Source organism: Chitinophaga sp. HK235 (assembly GCF_018255755.1).
Lineage (GTDB): Bacteria > Bacteroidota > Bacteroidia > Chitinophagales > Chitinophagaceae > Chitinophaga.
Genome location: NZ_CP073766.1, coordinates 1,452,298 through 1,475,283, shown reverse-complemented (window position 1 = coordinate 1,475,283; position 22,986 = coordinate 1,452,298). Strand labels below are relative to the sequence as shown.

Here is a 22,986-nt window from a genome sequence, read left to right as displayed (position 1 = left end):
ATGAATACAAACCATCCACTGATATCCTGTATATGCATAACCAGGGGTAAACCCGCTATGCTGGCAAGGGCAGTCGCCTGTTTCAAAATGCAGTCCTATCCCAATAAGGAGCTGATTGTTGTTTATGAAGAGGATGATCAGCCTACTGCAGGATACGTGCGGCAATGCAATGATAAGGAGGTGTTTTTTCTCTGTGTCAGAACAGCGTCTGGTTATACCCTGGGCGAGTTAAGAAATATTGGAATCGAAAAAGCTGCTGGAGAATTTATTTGTCAGTGGGATGATGATGACTGGTACCATAGCGGCCGCCTGGAAAGGCAGTATAATGAGCTGCTACGAAACAATCGTCATGGTGCGGTGCTGACCCATTGGATGGTGTACGATGCGGTGAGGAAAAACGCTTATATCTCCAACCAAAGGATATGGGAAGGCAGCATTCTCTGCAGGAAAGCGACCATGTTGTTAAAACCATATGAAAGTAAGCGCATCGGGGAAGATACCGCCACTACCGACTACCTGGCCGCAGAAAATCACCTTCACCTGATCGATGATCAGCCAGGCCTGTATATCTATATCTACCACGGTAACAATACATGGAATGCGGACCATTGGGAGTATATCTTCGAATGCAGTGAACAGCTTCCGGAGGCTGATGCTACCCAGATAACAGATATCCTGGGTGGGGTATATACAGTTGATACCGGTTCGGTACTGCTGGATGAAATCGTGGAACGTTTCCGGACGCGCACTGTTACCGGATTAATGATGCAATAAAGGAGATCTTATGGAAAATGTTTGGCCCGGGGCCAGCGAGCCTTCAATCGGTCAGGTGGAATACCTGAAGTACCTGCAGGTGATGAGCACTGTACAAAAGCCTTCTTACGTACAGGTAGAATTGGAATTACCGCAATTGAACAAGGAGGTCGTCAGCAAAACCATCAGGTTGTTACTGGATCGGCACAACGGTCTGCGTACAATTTTCCCGATGCAGGACAACCGGATTGTTCAGGTTGTGTTGCCTGTTGGCGATAGCCGTTTTCAGATGGAAGTGGTGAAGACGGGAAAAGAGGTTGCCAATTTTCATCATATCCGGAAAGATGTTTACGACAAGGCTTCTGCTGTTTTCTCAGATATCGGCAACGGGCCGCTGGTTTGCGCGGTCCTGTTTGACAACGGTAGCGATGGACTGTTGTCGTTGCTCATTCATCACGTGATCTGCGATGAATGGTCCTGCATACTGATCCGGAACGAACTTAAAATAATACACGAAGCCTTTACGGCAGGTAAGGAGCCTCAGTTGCCGCCAGTGCAGGTACAACTGAAGAATTACTGTGAAAAACAAAACACCTGGCTACGGGACAACCAGCAGGAGATCAGTTTCTTCTGGAAACGGAAACTCAGCGGTTTCGACAAATTCTTTGATATAGCAGTTTACAGGAAGATGTATAACCGGAGAAGGAATGTGCTGTTCCCCGTTTTTACCCGGCGGCATTCCTATAAAACGTCTGAGCTGGGCGCTATTCTGGACCGTCCTGAAGCATCTTCCTATACATCCGTGATATGGCATCCGGCTTTCAGTGAAACTGCAACAGGTTCCGGCAAAAGTGTTGATTCTTCCGTATATGCGTCACTGTTACTATTCCTGTATGCCTATACGGGCAAGAAAAAGCTGCTTGTTCCCAGCCTGGTGACTGACCGGCTGGAACCATCTTATCAGCAGCTGGTAGGCTGCCTGCTGGGAAGTATTTACCTGGCAGTGGATATACAGGAAGATATGACAGTAAGGGCATTTGAGCAGCTTGTGAAAAATGAGCTGGCAGCTGCCTGCAGGCATATTATATTCAGTCACAATTTCCTGGACCTTGATGGCGATTTGATTCGCAATTGCTGTGATATGTATGTCAACTATCTCCGTAAACCCGGTAATATGCCGGCCCAGGTACGTAGCCATAAACATGTGGAAGAAGATTATGCGATCAATTACCCTGTTTATTGCCTGATTACGGTGTATGACGATGCCCTGGTTTTTGTATGGAAATATAACAGGTTCCTGTTTGATAGCAATATGATAGAAGATATGGTCAGGTATTACGAAATGCTTGTACAGTATATTGCACATAATGAAGAGCTGCCAATCAGCGAATTAAAAAACCTGGTATCTATACCTGAAATCATCCTCTAGTCCCATGTCTGCAATACCAGCTATCATTCACCTGATCAGTGCCACCAGCGAACCGCCTGCCCGTTATGCCCAATGCCTGCACGAAATGCGGAAGCATCATCCGCACTGGCGTATCAGGATATGGGATGATGTGGCTGCTGTCCGGCTCGTGGAGGAGTTCTTTCCTGATTGGTTGCCGCATTACCAGGGATACGAAAAAAATGTGCAAAGAACGGATATCCTCCGGGTGATGCTGGTGTATCTCTACGGGGGATTTTATCTGGATATGGATATATTTTGTCTGCGTCCCCTCGACGATCTGCTGAACGAGGAGCTGGTACTGGGCGTAGAGAAAATACTTTCGCAACAGGAATGTGAGCAGCTTGGCCACCGTTATCCGCTGCGGATCGCCAACTATATGTTTGGAAGCCGGCCGCTGCATGCCTTCTGGCCCGACTTTCTGGCCGCCGCCCTGGACAGGGCGGGAGAAGCCATTACCTGTGAGTCCGACGTGCTGGAGACTACCGGCCCGGGCTTGTTGACAGACGTATATCACAAGCATGCAGAAAAATACCCCGAACTGAAACTGCTGCACAATGCTTCCCATCCCTGTCCGGTAGCCTGCGGACCTGCATCCTGTCACTTCGGTGATTATGCCAGGCATCTGCATTTTGGTGCATGGCGCTGGCAGACAGTAGGAGACCTGGAAAAAAATGAAGTGAGATAATATGGAACATCACGATTTCATCAACAGCAAAGAGCTGTTGATCCTTGAAACTTACCCCGCCGGAGTGGCGCCCTATGATGGTTTATCGGGAATATTCAATGTAGTGGCACCGTTAGGCAGGGTGGTGGAGGATTCCAGTATGCTGTCTGAAAAAACGGTACTGGTATGTGGGATCGCTCCGCTGTATGAACACAGGATTTCTGCCCGGAACAGGAATGTGATATTTACCACTTTCGAATCAGATGCGCTTCCGGAGCATTGGGTAACTGCCATCAACCGGTACCAACACTGTATTGTACCGCATGCTGCGATAAAGGAAGTGTTCGTATCGTCGGGAGTACGTATACCCGTTTCCGTAGTTCACCAGGGATACCGGCGTTACGAAAGAAGGAAGCCAGCAAAGCAGGCAACAGAAAGTTTTCATATAGGGTTCCTGGGAGCGCCGGTGAACAGAAAAAATCTCTGCAAATTATACATGGCGTGCAGGGAGCTGCAGCAGGCGGATATACCGGAACTGAAGTTGCATGTACATGTGGCTGCCTTCTATGACTGGCTGGACCCTCAACCATTTGAGCGTATGCAGCGTGATGGGATGGTTTGCTGGACCAGTGGAAAATATACGCCGCAGGAAACTGCTGAATGGTACCATCAGCTGGATTGTTACATATTCCCTTCCAGCGGAGAGGGATGGTCTTACACGCCGAGGGAAAGCATGTACCTGGGTATTCCGACTATTATCAGCGATATTCCGGTGCACGATGAACTGGTGAAGAGCGGCTATTACAGCGTTATCCGGGCCACAGGCAAAGTAGCCGCAGATTTCAATGGTGCGGTATATGGTTCCTGGAATAATATTGAAGTGGAAGAAATAAAAAGAGCCATTACGGACATCTATCAGCGCAGGGAGCATTACCAGCGGCTTGCGGGGATGGGAGCTGTGTGGATAGCCGAACAATGGGGGAGTGAGGAGGTGGGAGAGAGGATACAGGAATTGATTGCAAGGATCTGATATCAATATTCGAGTGATTGCCTCGCTGCCTGACGGTAAATATAGATATCCGTTGCCCGTGGTGCAGGATCGGCATAGGAATGCTTTTTCCTGCGATATATCAGCATGGCCTTTATCCAGGATACATATTCCAGGGTGACTTTCATAAAGGGAAAAACCAGGATAGTACCCCAGTTCTTCCAGTTCATTTTACCGATTTCTCCTGGTGAAGTGACGGCCAGGTACAGGCTACCGGCAACATAACTAATGTATACTATGCCCAGTATTCCTGCTGCAACGGTGGGGTTGATGATGCCAGCTATTATCACGGCAGGCACCAGCAGCAGGATCAGTAATACTGTCAGCATCTCAAGGATCGTTCGTATACCCATTGCCGTTCGGTTGCTGATCTGAGAGCGATAATACGACCGTTCTTTATTCAACGTTTCGATATACCCCAGATACCATCGTGTCCGCTGTCTGATCAGTGCATTAAACGAAAGCGGGGGACGGGTCAGTGTCATCACTTCCCTGATGTATTTCGTGCCGTATCCCATTTTCAGCCCTAATAACGTGGCTTCCCTGTCTTCGCCACTCCGCAGCCCGCTATGTTTTTCGTATATGCTTATCAGTACACTTCTTTTGTAACAGCATCCCGCCCCGGGCATCACCGGTATACTTTGTTCTTTCTGATGGTATTTGTAAAGACTTCTGAGTAAGGCGTATTCCAGCTGCTGGAACCGGAAGGTGGCGCCTTCCCCTTCGTAGGGAAGCATCCGGAAATACCCGCCCATCATAGCGCCGTTACGGAGGCTATCAAGGTGGTTGATCAATTGCTCCACACCATGTATGTCGGTGTCAAAATCCGAAAGGATGATGAATTCATGAGACAGCGACAATATAGTAGCATATAATGCCCCGACCTTCTGTGCATTCGGAAACACAGCAGCCACATAAAATGGCGACGGTGTATTGTCTGAAAACATTTTCAGCTTTACCAGGCTATCGTCTGTAGAACCATCATCAATGAGGATCGTATCGAGTATATCGTGGTACTTTTCCTTTATAGACTGGAAATACCGGAGCCGCTGCTCAAACTGGCAGTTACTGCTTTCGTTGTATTGCGGGATGAGTAATGCCACTTTCCTGGCGCCCTGGGGAACGGGTTGCCCAATCCACCTGAACCGGCTTACTTTTTGGATAGAGGAAGAAAGCATAAGTGCAGATACTATGTTATGAATAATCGTGTTGAAATGATGGAAGATCGTGTTGTTTCAGCTTATAGCTATCGCTGATATATGTCACATGCATATAAACAAATGGAAGGGGACTCAGCAAAATGTTATTGAAAATTTGCGAAGTTGAATCAATAACAATATAGCAAAAATAAATTGCGGTGAAAAAATAATGTGATGAAATATACTTCGCAGTCATTACAATATTATTTTTCTTTTTTTTAAGAAAAGAAGTTTGGAATTTCTGTTTCAATTTTTTATTTTGCTAATGTATTAGATCCTGTGTTACTCATTTAATAGTATTGTTTGTTTTATGCACCGTCAACCTGCTAAGGAATAAAAGCAACAGCACATCATATTTCTCCTGCAACGGCGAGTGAACAAAATTTCCTGGTTAGTTCGTTAACATTTTTATTTTTTAGAGAAAGAAACAAACCTGTCAACTCTACGGTAATCAACTATGTAACTGATTGTAGCGATAGCTCTGTCCTGTCGTCTATGATGAATTAAGAAATAGAAACCCTGATACTACAATTCCACATTTGTCGAACGTAACATGTCAACTATGAGCAGCTTTAATCCGGGATGGTATGTGCTATATACCAGGCCCAATCGTGAACGAGCTATTGCTTCACACCTTGAACGCAGAGCAATGGATTTTTATCTGCCTACGATCAGGGTTTGTAAAAAATGGTCTGACAGAAAAAAGGTTGTAGAGTCTCCTTTGTTTAGTTCCTATATCTTCGTTAATCTTCATTCTTCTTCCGACTATTTTACTTCACTGGAAATTCCCGGAACCATTGAATATATACGATTTGGCAAGCAGCTGGCCGGTGTCAGTGAATCCGTAGTTAAAAGTCTCCGGATAGTTGTTGATTCAAAAAAGGAATTGCTGTTGTGTCGGGAAAATATTGCCACCGGCGAACCGCTGCATATCACGGATGGCCCGCTTTCAGGGCTGGAATGTGAAATGGTGCAGTATCACGGCAGGGATAAGATCCTGGTACGTGTAACCCTGCTGAGCCGCGTTATACTGGTGGATATGCCGGTCGGGTCTCTCACAAGAGCTGCCGATACCTGTTATTAATAGTGAACAAAACCACGTGTTCGATGGCTGCAAAGCATCATCATGCTTCATACATAAAACGATTTATCAGGTACCTGTACCCTCATCTGGGACTCGAACTGCTGATATTCCTCCTGATGATCATTACCAGTGCCGGATCATTAGCTACGCCCTATATACTCAAGATCATCATTGATGATATTTTTCCGAAAGGAAATTATACGCAGCTGGTGTGGATACTGGCGGTTCTTGTGGTTATCTATGTTATACGTATTCTCTGCTCGGTATGTACAGACATGCTGTATGCCAGGGTGAGCCTGCGTATTGTAGCCGCTATCAGATCGGATATCCTGCGAAACATCCTTGCGCGGCCCATGAGTTTTTTCCGGCTGGCGAAACCAGGTGATATATTGTTTACAGTGATGAATGACGTACAGAATATACAGGCGGCAGTTTCCGTACTGGTACTGACTTTCATGACGGATTTACTCACTGTTACTGGTATTGTCATCATGCTGGCCCTGCTGAATCTGAAACTTACCCTTATCAGTTTTCTCATACTGCCACTGATGATCTTCAGCATCCGGAAATTTACACCACTGCTGCAGGCCAACTTCCGGAAGAGCCAGGACCTGCAGGAACTGCTCAATAATTTTGTGCTGGAGAAAATAAAAAACATCCGCGTAGTAAGAAGTTATAGTACGGCCACCTATGAGCAGGATAAACTGCATGCTCTCCAGCAGCAGGACATACAGCTCGGTACCAGGAATGCCTTACTGAGTTCACTCAACAGCAATGCCACTGTATTCCTGGTGGCGATAGGACCGGTGGTGGTGCTGATGTACGGAGGGAAAGCTGTGTTTGAAGGCCTGCTGACCATTGGCGCCCTGATCGCTTTCATCCAGTACCTGAACCGGTTGTATTCTCCCACCATGAACATCATGAACAGCTATAACAACTTGACGAAAGCACTGGTGTCGATGGAGCGGGTGAGTAAATATATGGACGATGTTTCTCCGGTAACTAAAGACCGTATACCCACACCTGATTTCCAGGCTATCACGCTGGAACATGTATCGCTGGCAGATAATGGGAAATGTATACTGGATGATGTGAACATGCGTTTGCAGAAAGGAAAAATATATGGCATCATCGGCCCCAGCGGATCAGGAAAGAGTACTATATGCAACCTGTTGTGCGACTTTGTAAAACCGTCCTCCGGTCATGTGCTGCTGGATGATGAAATACCGGTCCATAGCCTGTCTGACTGGCATCAGTCGATCGGGCTCATAGAAAAAGAAAACCAGCTGTTCAGCCAGACAATTTTTGAGAATGTGCGATACGGCAGTTTCGATGCTGCAATGAAGGAGGTGCGCGAAGCTGCTACTCAGGCCGGACTGGCAGAGGTATTAGAGGACCTGCCGGAAGGAATAGACACCATCATCAATGAAAACGGTACTACGCTGTCGGATGGCCAGAAACAAAGAATATCCATTGCCAGGGCATTGGTGCGGAAAGCCAGACTGATTGTTTTTGACGAGGCCACGGCGGCACTCGATATACAGCTGGAACAGCATGTTATCGACGGTTTACGGGCCCATCATAAAGATGCAGTCATTGTCATCATTACCCACCGTTTACATTCACTCCGGGCAGTAGATTATGTTTATTCAGTCGCCAATGGTAGTATTGTTAAGAAAGGCCCACCGGAAGAATTTTCAGTGATCACTCATACCAACTTTCAGACGGATATCATTTGAGTGTTAGTTTGACACTTATCTTTCATATTGAATCATCCTGTAATGCACACATCAATCCCTGTGTTCATCGTTGAAGAACACAACGAAGCTTTTATGGTATGGGTGGAAGCCCTGCAGCAGGGTACCATTCTGCCAGGTAGCCGGCTGCTTCATTTTGATGATCACGCCGACCTGAAAGTGCCGGTGCTGACGGAGTCTGTTCATGATATTATCAGTAAAGACACCACATACCTGGCAGATTTTACCAACAGGGTCCTGAAAATAGATACCTTCATTATACCGGCTATTTATATTGGCATCATCAGCGAGATGTGCTGGATCAGACATGGTATGACCAAAGAACTGGACCTGATGATGTATGTCAGGTCATATAATAATGGTGGTAAAAAATTGTTGTCAGACCAGATTGACAAACTGAAAGAAATGTCTGCCGATCATCGGCCCTACCGTTATGTGAAAGCAGATGCAACCAGTTTCCTTCAAATGGACCATGGTACAGATATCCCCGTGCTGCTGGATATTGACCTGGATTATTTTTCCTGTTGCGAGGTGCCATCTGAAAGCAACGAAGTGCTGATTGAAATAACGAAGAACGAATACGAGTCTTTCAAAAACGACAGGTACCATTACCTTAATTTCATTACGGCACAAGTAAATGCTATTGAGTACAATGGCGGATTCTTTTACGTTCTCAATAGTTTCCCTGAACAGTATCCCAGTAAGAGAGAGGTGTCTGAACCGGAGATTCGTAACCGGATACAATATTTCACCGAATGCCTGCAGAAAGCCGCTATCAGGCCTCAGCTTGTCACAATTTGCCGCTCAAGGATAAGCGGGTTTACACCTGTCCACCAATGGGAATTTATTGAAAGAGAATTGCTGGCCGCACTCGGTGCTGTCTATCATCTGGATGTCCATCATATTGAAACCACGTATGAAAAACTCGCGTTGTAAACTTTCTCTGCACTACGTGCTTAGTTTCCGTATTATTTATGCTATTGTACCAGTGTTGATGGCTGTTATAATGTTTGGAGGCGCTGGCTTATGCCATGCACAGACCCTCGTTCATTATATGGTAAAGGAAACAGACACGGTATATGAAATGAAGCCCGGTAACTCGTCCAGGGAAACGGCTTTCTTTTTCCCTAATTACGACGAGTGGAAACAGCTGGAGACGGGTTATGTGATGCCGGCGGATACTACGGTGATGTTATCGGAATACGCATCTGTAAAGGATATAAACAAGGCAATACTATATCTCAGAGTGCATTCCGTCAATATCAGTAAAATAAAAATCAGGATAGACACATCGAAGGAGGAACTGTTAATGACGTTTATTCGTGACGGTTACCAGTTCCCGGATGGGGTGGATATAGGCCGTTTACTGACTGGTGGTGATCAGACAGGCCCGTTGCCGGTGCACTTGTCCTGTGAACCTGTGAATGCCGGCAAGCCTATGTCCTTCATATTGGGAGAGATGATGGTTTGTTCAGACCGTGTGACCCGGCATATTTCTCCGGTCGGGATTTTTCAACAGGCTCCGTTTGCCAATGCCAGCGTTTCAGGCGGACTTACACTGACGCCATTTGATTCCTATGGCAATTACATTCACTATCCTGCCGGCGAGAAGGAGGAAGCCTCCAAAGCTGCATTGGTTATTTCCGACAGCACGAAGGACACCCGGTTGTTACTGGGACAGACCTTGCTGGCTTTACTGGATAATTATCCTTTCTATACAGAAAGACGGCTGATTAAAGAGCAGGTGTTGCAGGAGGTAAAAAGCACAATAGACCATACTGGCAGCCTGTCTGTATGTGAGATGGTGGATACGCTCAACCGCTACCTGCTGAGTCATATCAATGATCCTCATTTCTTCATCCGTTCGGCCTGCGCTACTACTGTACCGTTGCAGTCGCCCTTACAGGTTTACTCAGTCAATGGCAGTGTACAGGTAGCAGCCGTGATGGATGATACATTGAGGAGTATGGTTCCGCCGGGAAGCAGGATCAGGAAAATAAACGGCACTGTGGTCAGGGAGGATGCCTCCGTATCCGAAGTAAACAGGTTATTGCGCCGTAAGAGCGGAGAGCAGGTAACGCTGACGTTCCTGTCGCCGGCAGGGAAGGAGGCGACAGTTACCTACCGGATTGCAGACAAGTACAGGATGCCCGCCAATATGATGCCGGCCAACCTGGCGTTCAGGAAAATAAATGACAGTACCACCTATTACAAGATCAACAGGATCGATGCCAGGCTGCCCACGGATTTTGCGTCGAGGCTGGACAGTATCAACAGTACATCACGGCTGGTGATTGATCTTCGCGGATGCGGAGGAGGTGATCTCCTCGCGGGCGCTACATTCCTCTCTTATATCATTCATAAGCCTTTCCGCTACTTCGACCTGGTAGCAGTAAACGGTAATGCAACAGACTCAGTGATGGTGCGCGCTAACCCGGCTCCTTTCCATTACCGGGATGATGGCCGCATTATCCTGCTGGTGGATAAGAACACTGCCTGCACGGCCGAGTTGCTCATCCATAACCTTAAGACCTGGAAGCAGGGAACACAGGTCTGGGGAAAGGAAGAAACGAAGGGGGCGCTCGCTATTATACACGACATCTCCATGCCGGATGGCCGTACAGGTATCGGAACAAACGCGCTGGGAAACTGGAAGATACTGCTGGACAAGAAATCCATTGAAGGTACAGGCATCCGGCCGGATAATACTGTACTGATCGAAAAGGTAAATGATTTGCAACCATACGAAGACAAAGTGTTACAGATGGCCATCAGGCAGTAAACATACTGTACGCTATTCAAAAGACCCATGCGCATATGGGCATGATCTCCGCTATTTCGAAATAGATATATCCAATTTTTCACCCTTTAAAATTTCAAAGCTATGAACAACAATCAGCTTAAAGATCAATTGAAAGCAGCTCTGGTAAAGAAAGAGCTGGTAAAACCAAATCTCACTGAATCCCGTCTGTCTATGGAAGTAGAATCACTCTGTGATGGTTTCTGCAACGGCAGTACCAACCTGGGTAGAGGCCAGGGATCTGCACCTATCCAGGACAGCGACATCCTTTTCTAGGAAAAAAAACAATGTGAATGCATAGTAACAAATAATTGCTGAATTGTTTATTACTATCCTGTACATTCTCAGGACTCTTTGAAGCCCTCTTCAGCACAAGGTTTTTTCAAGAAGTGCATTGTCATCTTTCATTCTCATCTTTAAAAATCTGTATTATGAAAAACACAGAATTAAAAGAGCAATTAAAAGCTTCTCTGCAAAAGAAAGAGCTTGTTAAACCTAATCGCGTTGAAGAGCGCTTGTCAATGGAAGTAGAGTCTCTCTGCGACGGTTTCTGCAACCAGAGCACTAACCTGGGTAGAGGACAAGGATCTGCGCCTATCCAAGACAGTGACATCCTGTTCTAAGAAGTGTAAAGCCTTATCAGTAGTAACAGGTGGCTGGAAGGCGCCTGTTGCTACTGTCTGGTAATTGATACCCTTTAAAAACCTTAGTTATGAAATTATACAAGGCCAGTCCGTATAATATGTTGATACCTGTTGAGCCGCGGAATGAATTTCTGCTGTACAATACGCTGACCAGCGGCATGGAAATATTGAACCGGGACGAAGGTATAGCGATTGCGGAATTAATGACGGTCAGGGAATTTGACAGGGAACTGCATTTCAGGGGAGACCAGGGGATGATGGATCATTGGATAGAGCAGGAGTACTTTATTGAGGCGGACAGTAATCTGAAGAAGCAGCTGGAAGCGCATACTGCTGCTACCCAGTACAAACAGGGCAAGACTATACTGCTGACCATTGGCACCACCATCACCTGTAACATGGGTTGTGCCTACTGTTTCGAATTTGTGAAGCCTAATCATACCTTGAAGGATGAAAAAGTCATGAAGCAGCTCGTCACCTATGTGGAAGAGATCATTATCAAACTGAATGGTCATATTGAAGGTATCCGGGTGATGTGGTACGGAGGGGAGCCGCTGATCAATATGCGGGCTATCCGTGAAGTGACTGCCGGATTAATGGACCTGGTAGATAAATACCAGCTGGAGTACACCGCAGGTGTGGTAACCAATGGTATCTACCTGTCTGAAGAGAATGTCCGCACGCTGATCGAATGTAAAGTGAAAACAGCACAGGTTACACTGGACGGTGCGCAACGAACCCATGATGTAAAGCGACCCTTGAAACAGAAAGGAGCGGAGAACTACACACGTATTGTCAGAAACCTGGCCGCCATTCCGCCGGAGCTGCAAGTGACGATCCGGCTGAATGTGGACAGGGAGGTAAGGGATACGGTGGATGAACTGCTGGACGATATGTACCGCCATGAGATCTGGCCACAGCGGCATGGGCAATTCCTCTTCGATGTTTCATGGATGAGAACTTACGAAGAGATAGAAATTACAGCAGAAGAGCGGGACAAGAGAATGTATAACGAAGAGTTCTATGCTTTTCAGCAGGATTTCAGACTGCGTCTTATCAAAAGATATAACCAGTGGGCTGCCGCCAATAACACAAGAATTGCAAAATTGAAATGGGACCTGCCCGAGTATCAGAGCACCTGTGCTACCTGGGCAAACCCGTTGAGCCTGGTGATAGATCCGCAGGGAAATATCCACAAATGCTGGGAAACCATACATGACGATGGTTATGCCCCTACTTCCATTTTCCAGGAATTTAAAGCCGAAAACTATACATTCTATAATTCATACAACCGGTATAATCACAACCCCGTATGCGCCAACTGCAGGTTCCTGCCATCCTGTGATACGATCAACTGCTCATTTGAATCGATCAAGTATGCTGTTCCCCGCTGTACCCAATGGAAATATAACGGGGAAGGATATATCAGGGATCAGTACCTCAGGATGATGAATGAGCCGGATACTATCGGCAGACCAGTCCAGGCCGAAATGAAAACCGGTAATACCGGACATGTCAATAAATAAGACGCTATGAAGATTGGAATAATAGATACAGGTATCGATGCAGGGCACCGCAGGTTTGACCATAAACAGATAGAGCGTATAGGCCTGATGGAAGAAGAGAACGGGATGATATCTGTTTGCAATGAAACCGATGACGAGGAAGGGCATGGAACAGGTATTGCATCCATTATACTGAATCATGCGCCGGAAGCCACTGTGAAGGCCGTCAAACTGGCGACCCGGAACAGGAAGATATCCGAACAATTGCTGGCAGCAGCTATTGATCTGCTGACGGACGATGAGGAGATCAGGATCATCAATATCAGCATGGGTATCAGGACCAATCAGCCTTCCGCCGCGCTCCGGCAGGTATGTGAGAGAGCTGCCGGTAAAGGTATTGTTATCGCAGCGTCGGCCTATTATCTGTACAATGAATGGTGTTACCCTGCGCATTTCAATACTGTTTTCGGAGTTGGACAAGGCATCGTTAAATCGAAGCATGAATTCCGGTTCATGGAAAACAGATGGGCGGATGTCCTTGCCAAAGGCGGATTTCAACGGGTGGCTGTGCCGGGAAACGGATTTAAATTCAGCACAGGTACAAGTCTGGCCACTGCTCATTTTACAGGGATCATTTCAAAATCACACCTGAACGGAGAATGGACGGATCTGTCTTCTCTCCGGGAATGGCTCAGGCATCATTCAGTCACCTCGGTCATGAGCTTTACCGGCCATGACCAGCCTATCGACAGGCATGAGCAGCAAGACAAAAAAGAAGTGACACCTGCGGAAGTCTTCAGCAGCCTCAATATACCAGCCTGCATGAATAAGGTGGCTATTTTCCCTTTCGAAGAAAAGGAGATGAGGACGGTGCTGGAGTTCTCAGAAAAGCTTACCTGTCATCTCAGCTTTGCTATCAGCTATCCCCGGCCGTTGAAGCTGGAGCAGTCCATTGCACTGCTGGAAGAGAAAAAAATTCCTTATACACTGCAACAGCTTACGGAAGAACAATTTGACAGTTTTGATACCCTGGTAGTAGGCTACTTCCTGGATAAGGCAGATGACCACAATGCATATTACGGCTACCAGCTCATCCGGGAATGTATCCGCCGGAATAAACATTTTCTCGTATGGGACAGGGTAGCATACAAGCTGATACAGACAGTGGCCGGTGAAGCCGGAGCGGCATACAAGGGTACTATCTATCTCGCGGGATTCAATGCGGAGGACCGCAACCGTTTGCTCCAGGCAGTGGATAATACGGCAGTGACCACCCCTTCCTTATGTGTGATCGGTACCAGTAAAAAGCAGGGAAAATTCACTACCCAGATGATCCTGAAAGAATTGCTGCAGGACGCCGGCTATCAGGTGTCCCATATCTCTACAGAACCGCAGGGGATATTACTGGGCGCAGATCTTACCTTTCCCATCGGTCATAATGATACGGTGGTTCTTGACCTGAAAGACTGGAACAGGACCCTGAAACGTTTGCAGCTGCTGCTGGCAGATATCCGGAAACCTGATATCATTATCAGTGGCGGGCAGGGGGGCATCATCCCCCGTCATCCTGTTAATGATGAAGACCCTCCCGAAAAACTCAGCTATGTAAAGGCATTTTACCCGGACGCGCTTATTTGTTCCATCAGCCCGAACGATTCCATCGCTTTCATCCATAAAACAAGAGATGTAGTTACCGCTTTCGTTAACTCCCTGGTATTGTTTTATGTGCTCACCCCCTGGGAATTTAATTTCCATCATGGGAGCGGCCCGTCAGTAATGACTTATCGCCGGATATCCAACGAGGAATATCAGGAAAAACTTGCTTTCTATCGTAAAGAGCTGGATGCTCCTGTGTTTGATATTATGAACAGGGAAACCCACGCGGAACTACTGAGGATCATATTACAATTCTTTTCACCCGATAAAACCGATGCAGGATGAATTTATCAGATAAACATTTAATGCAGATTACCCGCGACAACAGTAGCCATGTCAGCAGGGACTATTTCAACGAGCATTACGGGTTTCCCGGCATTCCCGTTGTTTTCTCCCATGCTTTTCAGGACATGCCGGTGAAGGAAAAATGGGACTTTTCATATCTCAGGGCCGTCATGCAGGAGCCTGAAGAGCTGGAGGTGCTTGATGGCAGTAATACAACGAAGAGCATGACACTGGCGGAGTATATGCTTCTCCGTGATCCATCCCTTTACTACAAAACCAGCCGTCATGTGAACAATGCACTGGCAGACGATTTTACCACACCAGGGCAGTTCAGTTGCTGGTATGCGAATACAACCGTAGGCAACCCAAGGAACCGGCTTTCCTGGTTATATGTAGGGATGAAAGACACTTTCAGTGAGCTGCATCGTGATATCTGGTGGACCAGCGCATGGAATTACCTGATCAGGGGCCGCAAACTGTGGCTGATCTACCCTGCAGCCTATACCCCCGGTATCGAAGCGAATATGGACGCCTATAAACTGAAGGGGCAGCCAGGGCGGCTTCTGGATGGAGACGGCGGTATTTACAAACCCCTCGTATGCATACAGGAAGAAGGGGAGCTGATTTTTGTGCCTGGAAACTGTTATCACAGCGTCATTAACCTGGATGATACGATCTCGCTGACAGAGAACTTTATGAATGAAACCAATTATGATATGGTGAGAATGTACTTCCGGAAAGGGTCTAATACCAATAATATCAGGATGATTGACGATATTATTAAAGAAGGGTTTCTGAACATGAAGGATAACATAAATACAATTCCTTATGAAAACAAGAACTGAGCTGGTACAGGGGGAGAACATCCATATTATTGATGATACCTTCTCCGAAGAGGAAATACAGGCTTTTTTTGAGTATGTGGAAGAGCTACCATTCCGCCGAAAAGAAAAAAGTAATGAATATGACAATTTTCCTATCTTTAGCACCGACTTTGACCCTGTGGTATTCGAAGAGAGTACTTATATCGGACAGAAAGCCCGGCTGCTCCTGGAGACATATGTACCTGAAGGAAAGCATTATAACCTCTTCAGGGCCTATGTTAACCTGTCCACGTATGGAGATGTTGAATATCCACATTATGATTGTCAGGCTGATCAGAAAGACATTACCGTGTTGTACTATGTTAACTTAAAATGGAACAATACATTTGGTGGAGAAACTATCTTTTATGAAGAGCATGATACCCGGCTTGCTATCCTGCCCAAACCCGGAAGGTTTGTGATTTTCCCTGGAAAGATCGAACATATGGGTTCTGTAGCATCCCGGATCTGTAAAACGCCGAGGTATAGCCTGGCGCTCAAGTATAACCTGATTCAATGATTCTATATGGAAGTGAAAGAAAAAGTGATACAGATACTCACGGATGTAACCGCTAATGAGTATAAAAAGATTTTCCACGATGGAATGCCCGCGAATGCCAAACTGCAATTGCTTACTTCTGAATCCATGCTGGCACTGATCTTTATAGCTTCCATTGAAGACGAGTTCGGAATCGAATTTGAAGATGATGAAGTGGATATGACTTTCTTCAATAGCATAGACGGAGTTGCAGAAAAAATTCAGAAGTATTTATAATTATAGTGATTTATGGGATTTATTCGGGCCTTATGCTGTCTGGGCCTTCTGGCAAGCGCATTGTCTGTGAATGCACAACGGTACAAAATAACCGGAATGGTAACCGGAGATTCTGTCAGGATTCCTGGTGCTATCATCACGCTTCGTAGTAAAACCGATAGCGCGCTGGTGGCCGGAACGGTGACATCGGAGCATGGTACGTTCGAAATGCAGGCTGAAAAGAACAGTTATGTTTTGCAGGTACATATGGCCAGCTACCAATCCTGGAACCGGGATATAACCGTGAATGACGCTGTGGACCTCGGCCGGATAAATCTTCAGACCAGTTCCCGTGAACTGAAAACTGTAGTCATTACTTCCCGCCGGCCTTTTATTACCAGAAACCTGGATAAAACAGTGCTGGATATTGAGAACAGCGTATATAGCAAAGGTGAGAATGGCTTCCGGCTCTTTAATGTGGTTCCGGGAGTACAGACGGATAATCTCGGCAAAATCTCGTTCCGCGGTACTGAAGGAATTACCGTCTATATCGACAACCGCAAAATTCAGCTATCCGGCAACCAATTGATGAATTACCTGAAATCAATTCCTTCGGAATCGATTAAATCCATTGAAATCAGCTCTGTTCCGGCTTCTGAATACGACGCACAGAATACAGGCGCTATCGTGAATATTATCCTCAAAAAAAGCTATAAACAAGGATTTTCGGGTACTGTTTCTTCCTACTACGAGCAGCACCGCTTCCCTAACTTCACCAACAGCGCATTGCTGAATTATGGTACGGGTAAATTCAACTTCCAGGGTAGTTATACCTACGCAGACTATCACGGCTTTTCCGACAATACGGAATCCCAGTATTATCATAATATCGGGCTGAATACAGTTCAGACTGAACGGTATCAGGAAAAAATCAGTTACCAGGATGCACGGATAGGGGTGGACTATAACATCACTGATAAACAGGTGCTGGGCGTCAACTACCAGTACACACATACCAGGGCTAAAGGAACGAGTGTTGCCGATAACGTTTCCCGCAGTGCGCCCATGTTCAATAACATAGATTCCTTTTTTGTAACCAACAGTGAAAAGGATTATCTCCTGAAAAACCAGTTCCTGAATGTTTTCTACCGTAACCGGCTCGATTCCCTGGGCAGCAGGCTCGATGCGGGGTATAACTTCGTTGGATATGACAACAATATCAATTCCAGCATCGACAGCCGGTTTTTCAGGCCGGATTCAACCACCTTGCGCAGCCCGCAATATCTGTACATTTACAATCCTTTAAAGATTAATATTCACACCTGGAACCTGGACCTGCAGAAGGTTTTCAGTAACAAAACCACCCTTAAGGCTGGTGCCAAGTACAGTAATTCCTATACAGATAACAATATTGCCTATTACAACGGGCAGCTGCCTGATTCCAAACTGGACTCCGGCAGATCGAGTATCTTCCGCTACCGGGAAAATATTTTTGCACTTTATTCCAGTTACAGCAAAGAGTGGAAGGACTGGAGTATGAATGCCGGGTTGAGAGCGGAATATACCGGCTATGAAGGCCGGTCGGAGACAGGTGAAAAAGTAATCGGAAGGTCCAGTTGGGCGCTATTTCCCAGCCTTTTCCTGCAACGGAAGCTGAACAAGGACGCACTTACTTTTTCATATGCCCGGAGGATAACAAGACCATCCTACCAGTTATTGAATCCTTTTGAAGATGTGGAAGATCCGTATTTTCTGACCCGTGGAAACCCTTTGCTGGTACCGTATTTCTCCAATTCGATGGAACTTGCCTACCTGCTGAAATCCAAATACAACTTCACGCTGTACTACAAGAGTACTGACAATATTATCAATAATGTTTACCGGGCAGAGGGCAGGCTTATTGTCTCAACATATGATAACATCAACGATGAACGTGTTCTCGGTTTATCCGTAAGTGCGCCTGTTCGGCTTACCAAATGGTGGGAAATATCTGCTTTTGCCTCCCTGTCCTATAACCAGATCAGGGTCAGGGCAACCCCGGCAACTACCTATCGGAAATGGACCACCTATATCTGGGGCAGTAGTAAATTCACACTTCCTCATAACTTTTTCATTGAGGTGTCCGGCAATGATCTGATCAATGCTTTCTATGGTATCTATGACCTGGATGAACAGGGAGTGATCAATATGTCATTTAAGAAAACCTTCCTGGAAGACAAACTAACCGTTACCCTGACAGCCAACGATCCATTCAATATCAAAAGAGTCGGCTTCGAAATTCATGAACAGACATTCGACAGGTACGTGAAGAACATACTGCCCGTAAGGTCTGTAGGGATCGGCGTTTCGTACAATTTCTCGGGTGGAAAGAAAAAAGTGTCGAAGGAACAGGTCGATGCTGCCAACCAGGATGAAATCAACAGATTAAATAAATAGTTTCCCGCATTTTTTTGCTGCTACTTCCAGGTGCCGTTATTAACAACGGGGCAAGGAGCTTATTGCATCGTTGGCTCCGGCTATCCCCACTAATTCCTGATGCCTATGCAGAATACTACAGGACAAACGCTTACAGCCTTCAGGATGTCTGCACATATCTCCTATGTCGATATCCCGTTGAATGGAGAAACATGCGCCGGTATTTACAGTTTCCAGGGACGGCGTTTCTTCCGGGCGGACCAGGCTTTGCTGAAACAGCTGCAAAAGCAGGACTTCAGCGGCCTTGATGATGTGATGCTCAAAGAGCTGGTCAATAACGATATGTTGCTTCCCACCGGTATTGATGAAGAGCAGCATATGGAGGATATGTTACAGCTACAGGACAAGCTGACGCTGTTGGTTGACCGGCCGGTACCGCTGATATCCTGGCCGTTGCTGCAACAGGTTATCCGGCAGCATGACATAAAAAATCTCTCCTTTGTACTGATGAATACCGGAGATGACCTGCAGAACATCATCACGGCAATCCGTTGTGCTTTGAGCGAAGCAGGTGTAGATATGCTCTGCTCCAGGTATTTTATGCTGTCGGGACAAGAAGACTCACTGCGGTTAGTGGAACTATCGGAGGCAGATGGTGAATGGAACCATCTGTCACCGGAAGACAGGAAGCCTGGTAATGCAGCCCTGCGTTCAGTGGAGCAGGTATCAGTGGCATGCAGCAATTATCCTTGGATCAAAGAACTGCCTTTGTCAGGTTTGCTGACAGACCCGGTTTGTATGCAGGAATTGTTGTCCGGGAAGATCACGCCTCAGTGCCGCAATTGTAATGCACTCGCAGCTTGTGGAGGATATGTAGGGCATTGTACTGTCCAGTGTCCGGCTTTGATAAAAGATCTTAACAATACGATCGCACAGAAGCTGTATGTGCCAGCCCATCACTCGGGAGGTATACCGGGTGTTAATAACAGCCTTGCGATCAGCAATGAAATTGCAGCGCTGTTTGAAAAAATAATTGAAGATAACACTGGTCTGCATGAAAGGCTGATGGTGCATTACCTGGTAAAGGAATATAACAAAGGATTCCTGTTTTCCCGGAATGGTCATCTGGCATTAGCGGAACTACAGTTCAGGAAAACGGACGCCATCGTGGCATCTCATGCTCCGGAAGGATTCTGCCACTGTTATGCTCAGGCCATTGCTGCATCTACCAGTTCCTATCTTGCCTACAGGAAAGGGGAACCGGACAGGGCTGCCGCACTGACCGATGCTGGTATCGGGGCCGGTCTGGCGTTGCAGCATTACCGCTCTTCAGCGGTCATGGTACTTTTCATTTCACAGTTACTGATGAATAAAGCAAGGGTATTGCTGGCAGCAGATGACCTGGAGGCCTGGAGCGAGGTGACGTTGCAGAATATTCATTTCCTGCTTCATCATCACCTGCCTGTATGCTATGGAATGATGCAACGGGAAAGGTTCAACGAGCTGCCCCGGCAACTGAAAGACGGCATGCTGCTGGAAATCGTTAACCAGGTGCTGAAGCTCAATATTAAAAACCGTCAGTTCCAGGTAGGAGAGCAGCTGATTTGCAGTATCGATGCAACCTGCGCTGATGGAGCCCTTGCAGGGCAGATAGCAAACTGGGTGAGCTTATGCAAAGCCGCCGTCAATAAAGATGAGACATTCCTGGAAGCGCATCTCGGCGGCTTTCTGCAGCAGGAGAACGAAACAAATGATATTTCCACATTAAAGGCCTATCTGCGTACACTGATAAAGAAGGCCGGTATATCTAAATCAGCATAAGTATGAAAGATATCAATGGAATTGAAATCGATCACCTGATGGGTGCAACAAATACCGTGGAGGAGAACTTCCGGCTATGGTCTACCTACGACTGGAGCAATGAAGGCCGTGAATGGTGCATGTCGGAAGAATGGGTGAAAAGTATCGTGCGGCATGTGATCCTTCCGGAACTGGGAGGGAAGGACCATATTGTAGAAATAGGCGCTGGTGCGGGTGTATGGTCGGAAATACTGCTAAAGTTGTGTAAGCAGCTGACACTGGTGGATATAGTACCCAAATGTCTGGATATCTGCCGTCAGAAGTTTGCGACCGCAGATAACGTAGCTTACGAGCTGAATGACGGACGTAGTCTGGGATTTATTGCAGACCAGGGCGCCGATGGTATCTGGGCCATGCATACATTCGTGCACGTTAATGAGAACGATGCAGCGGCTTATTTCAGGGAGTTTAAAAGGATACTGAAGCCCGGCGGGGTAGCTGTTATTCACCATGGAAGAATGGGGAATACGGGGTTTAATATGGGGTGGCGCAGTAGTGTTACCAATGAAACAATTGCCAGGATATGCGCTGATGCAGGGCTCAGCCTCGAAAAACAGTTTTCATCCTGGGGCAAAAATGGGAAGTACAAGTTATGGCCGTCACTGGAAGAAGACAAGATACCTGACAGCTTTTCCATCATCCGTCAAACACTCCAAAATCCTGCCTGAACATGAACTATTCTCTGGACACCACCTTTGAACCCTCTATCGGGCAAATCGAATACATCAGGTACCTGCACCGGGAAAATGCTTCCAGTCCGTCTTTTATCCTGCTGGAAGAGGAAATGGTGGAACTTAATGTGTCTGCACTGGAAAAAGCGGTTGCCTGCTTTGTGCGGCGGCACGAGAGCGTAAGAACTGTTTTTCCACTGATAGAAGGACAGGTAAGGCAGCTGGTGCTGCCGGCAGATGAGCGCTTTCAGATAGAACATATAGACGAGCGGGATTACACTGGCGCTTACAGCGAACTTAAAAACGAATGTACCACCAGGGCGGTGAATGCCTTTTCGCAGATAGGTATCGGACCGTTGATCAGGTTTTTCCTGTTCAGGCGAAAGTCGGGTAGTTACGGTATGGCTACGTATATACATCATGTATTGTGTGATGAATGGTCAAGCGGAATCATTAACCGGGAGATTGGTGCATTCTATAATGCATATGTTGAGAGCCTGGAGCCGGAGGCGCCGCCGATGACCATCCACCTTCGGCACTATTGTGAGCATCAGAACCATTACCTGCGCACTCATCGTGAAAAGCTGATAAAATCCTGGGAAAAGCGTTTGGATGGCTTCTGTAACCTGTTCGATACTGCTGCTTTTTACCGCAGGTACCAACGGCTGACAGGCCTGGCTGTTCCTCCGGAAAGGCTGGCAGCCGCACCTGATAGTATGGCCGGGCTTCATGCGGTGTTGAGCCGTTTCGAGGGAGCGCGTTATAATAGTATTATTGATGGTGTATTGTTTGAAAATCTAACCACCGCTACCCGGCTTAACAAATGGACACTTACCTCCCTGGTATACGCCAGTTTGTATGCGTTTATCAGCACTTATTCAGATAAGCCGCAGGTATTGCTGGTAGCATTGATTGCAGACAGATTCCTGCCTGCTCACCAGCAACTGATCGGCTGTTTGCTGGGAGCAACCTATTTCCCGAGAAATGTAACAGAGGATATGACGATAGATGAATTTGTCAAAGCTGTGCTGAAGGATATCCTGTTTAATTCCAGGAAGCTGATCCTCAGTCATGAGTTCCTGGAACTCGATGCCGTTAAAATGCAGACTGCTTCGGATATCTACATCAATTATATCCGAAGGGATGAAAAAGTACGGCGCCAGCTTCATGATACCGGCAAACACTATCCCACCAATGAATTAAGCTATCCCATCGAATGTGTGATAATAGAATATACAGACGGAATCATCTTTGAATGGAGGTATAATAATTCGCTGTTCAGTAAAGCGATGTTTGAGCATATGATCGGTTATCACCGGCAGGTACTGGAATGGATGGTTGCCAATAGTGGCGATACGATAGGTGGTCTGAAAAAAACGCTGGAATGTACAATAGGGTAAATTAAAAATCACTTCATAATATCTGATAAGCCGGGTAATTACAGTATTGTAATTGCCCGGCGTTTTTTTTAGGGGGCTGTTGGTTTTTAATACGGTCCGCGGCAGTTTGCCGGCCTTGAGGCATGGGCAGATTCAGCCCTGTTCTCAAGGGTACGAACAAACCAGCAGAAATTGACAG

General features: G+C 46.6%; 20 protein-coding genes. 19 read left to right on the top strand and 1 reads right to left on the bottom strand.

What is annotated here, in order from left to right; genetic code table 11:
* Genes KD145_RS04400 through KD145_RS04385 form a run of 4 tightly spaced genes read left to right on the top strand, consistent with a single transcriptional unit; the run spans position 1 to position 3,897 of the window.
* Positions 1-774: a glycosyltransferase family A protein gene (locus KD145_RS04400; protein WP_212004695.1), complete on the top strand. Its 774-nt coding sequence runs from the start codon at positions 1-3 to the stop codon at positions 772-774.
* Between the two features lie 10 nt (positions 775-784).
* On the top strand, positions 785-2,182 hold the full coding sequence (locus KD145_RS04395; protein WP_212004694.1) for a condensation domain-containing protein: 1,398 nt from the start codon (positions 785-787) through the stop codon (positions 2,180-2,182).
* Between the two features lie 4 nt (positions 2,183-2,186).
* Positions 2,187-2,888: a glycosyltransferase family 32 protein gene (locus KD145_RS04390; protein WP_212004693.1), complete on the top strand. Its 702-nt coding sequence runs from the start codon at positions 2,187-2,189 to the stop codon at positions 2,886-2,888.
* Position 2,889: 1 nt separating this feature from the next.
* Positions 2,890-3,897 (top strand): glycosyltransferase, encoded by a 1,008-nt coding sequence (locus KD145_RS04385; RefSeq protein WP_212004692.1) that lies wholly within the window; start codon positions 2,890-2,892, stop codon positions 3,895-3,897.
* Between the two features lie 2 nt (positions 3,898-3,899).
* Here KD145_RS04385 and KD145_RS04380 read toward each other — a convergent pair whose 3' ends face one another.
* Positions 3,900-5,093 (bottom strand): glycosyltransferase family 2 protein, encoded by a 1,194-nt coding sequence (locus KD145_RS04380; protein ID WP_212004691.1) that lies wholly within the window; start codon positions 5,091-5,093, stop codon positions 3,900-3,902.
* A gap of 583 nt (positions 5,094-5,676) precedes the next feature.
* On the opposite strand from KD145_RS04380, the gene KD145_RS04375 reads away from it, so the two are divergent.
* From KD145_RS04375 to KD145_RS04305, 15 genes are all read left to right on the top strand, one after another.
* The gene (locus tag KD145_RS04375; RefSeq protein ID WP_212004690.1) at positions 5,677-6,198 is read left to right on the top strand and encodes a transcription termination/antitermination protein NusG; all 522 of its coding nucleotides are present in this window, start codon (positions 5,677-5,679) and stop codon (positions 6,196-6,198) included.
* A gap of 23 nt (positions 6,199-6,221) precedes the next feature.
* Complete coding sequence (locus tag KD145_RS04370; protein ID WP_212004689.1) at positions 6,222-7,937, top strand: ABC transporter ATP-binding protein; 1,716 nt, start codon at positions 6,222-6,224, stop codon at positions 7,935-7,937.
* A gap of 42 nt (positions 7,938-7,979) precedes the next feature.
* The gene (locus KD145_RS04365; RefSeq protein WP_212004688.1) at positions 7,980-8,891 is read left to right on the top strand and encodes a UPF0489 family protein; all 912 of its coding nucleotides are present in this window, start codon (positions 7,980-7,982) and stop codon (positions 8,889-8,891) included.
* Positions 8,872-10,737, top strand: a complete 1,866-nt coding sequence (locus tag KD145_RS04360; RefSeq protein WP_212004687.1) for a S41 family peptidase — start codon at positions 8,872-8,874, stop codon at positions 10,735-10,737. Before KD145_RS04365 ends, KD145_RS04360 begins: the two co-directional genes overlap by 20 nt.
* 102 nt (positions 10,738-10,839) lie before the next feature.
* Positions 10,840-11,031 (top strand): hypothetical protein, encoded by a 192-nt coding sequence (locus KD145_RS04355; RefSeq protein ID WP_212004686.1) that lies wholly within the window; start codon positions 10,840-10,842, stop codon positions 11,029-11,031.
* A gap of 155 nt (positions 11,032-11,186) precedes the next feature.
* Positions 11,187-11,378, top strand: a complete 192-nt coding sequence (locus KD145_RS04350) for a hypothetical protein (RefSeq protein WP_212004685.1) — start codon at positions 11,187-11,189, stop codon at positions 11,376-11,378.
* 89 nt (positions 11,379-11,467) lie between these two features.
* Positions 11,468-12,925, top strand: a complete 1,458-nt coding sequence (locus KD145_RS04345) for a radical SAM/SPASM domain-containing protein (protein WP_212004684.1) — start codon at positions 11,468-11,470, stop codon at positions 12,923-12,925.
* Between the two features lie 6 nt (positions 12,926-12,931).
* The gene (locus KD145_RS04340) at positions 12,932-14,845 is read left to right on the top strand and encodes a S8 family serine peptidase (RefSeq protein ID WP_212004683.1); all 1,914 of its coding nucleotides are present in this window, start codon (positions 12,932-12,934) and stop codon (positions 14,843-14,845) included.
* Positions 14,842-15,690: a cupin-like domain-containing protein gene (locus tag KD145_RS04335; protein WP_212004682.1), complete on the top strand. Its 849-nt coding sequence runs from the start codon at positions 14,842-14,844 to the stop codon at positions 15,688-15,690. Before KD145_RS04340 ends, KD145_RS04335 begins: the two co-directional genes overlap by 4 nt.
* Positions 15,674-16,228, top strand: coding sequence for a 2OG-Fe(II) oxygenase (locus KD145_RS04330; protein WP_212004681.1), 555 nt, complete (start codon positions 15,674-15,676; stop codon positions 16,226-16,228). Before KD145_RS04335 ends, KD145_RS04330 begins: the two co-directional genes overlap by 17 nt.
* A 6-nt stretch (positions 16,229-16,234) precedes the next feature.
* Complete coding sequence (locus tag KD145_RS04325; protein WP_212004680.1) at positions 16,235-16,483, top strand: hypothetical protein; 249 nt, start codon at positions 16,235-16,237, stop codon at positions 16,481-16,483.
* Between the two features lie 12 nt (positions 16,484-16,495).
* Positions 16,496-18,898, top strand: coding sequence for a TonB-dependent receptor (locus KD145_RS04320; RefSeq protein ID WP_212004679.1), 2,403 nt, complete (start codon positions 16,496-16,498; stop codon positions 18,896-18,898).
* 105 nt (positions 18,899-19,003) lie between these two features.
* Positions 19,004-20,698 carry a hypothetical protein gene (locus KD145_RS04315; RefSeq protein WP_212004678.1) on the top strand — a complete coding sequence of 565 codons (1,695 nt, stop codon included), beginning with the start codon at positions 19,004-19,006 and terminating at the stop codon, positions 20,696-20,698.
* Between the two features lie 2 nt (positions 20,699-20,700).
* Entirely contained in the window at positions 20,701-21,405 is a 705-nt protein-coding gene (locus KD145_RS04310) for a class I SAM-dependent methyltransferase (protein WP_212004677.1), read from the top strand.
* Between the two features lie 2 nt (positions 21,406-21,407).
* On the top strand, positions 21,408-22,808 hold the full coding sequence (locus KD145_RS04305) for a condensation domain-containing protein (protein ID WP_212004676.1): 1,401 nt from the start codon (positions 21,408-21,410) through the stop codon (positions 22,806-22,808).
* The last annotated feature ends 178 nt before the right edge of the window (positions 22,809-22,986 follow it).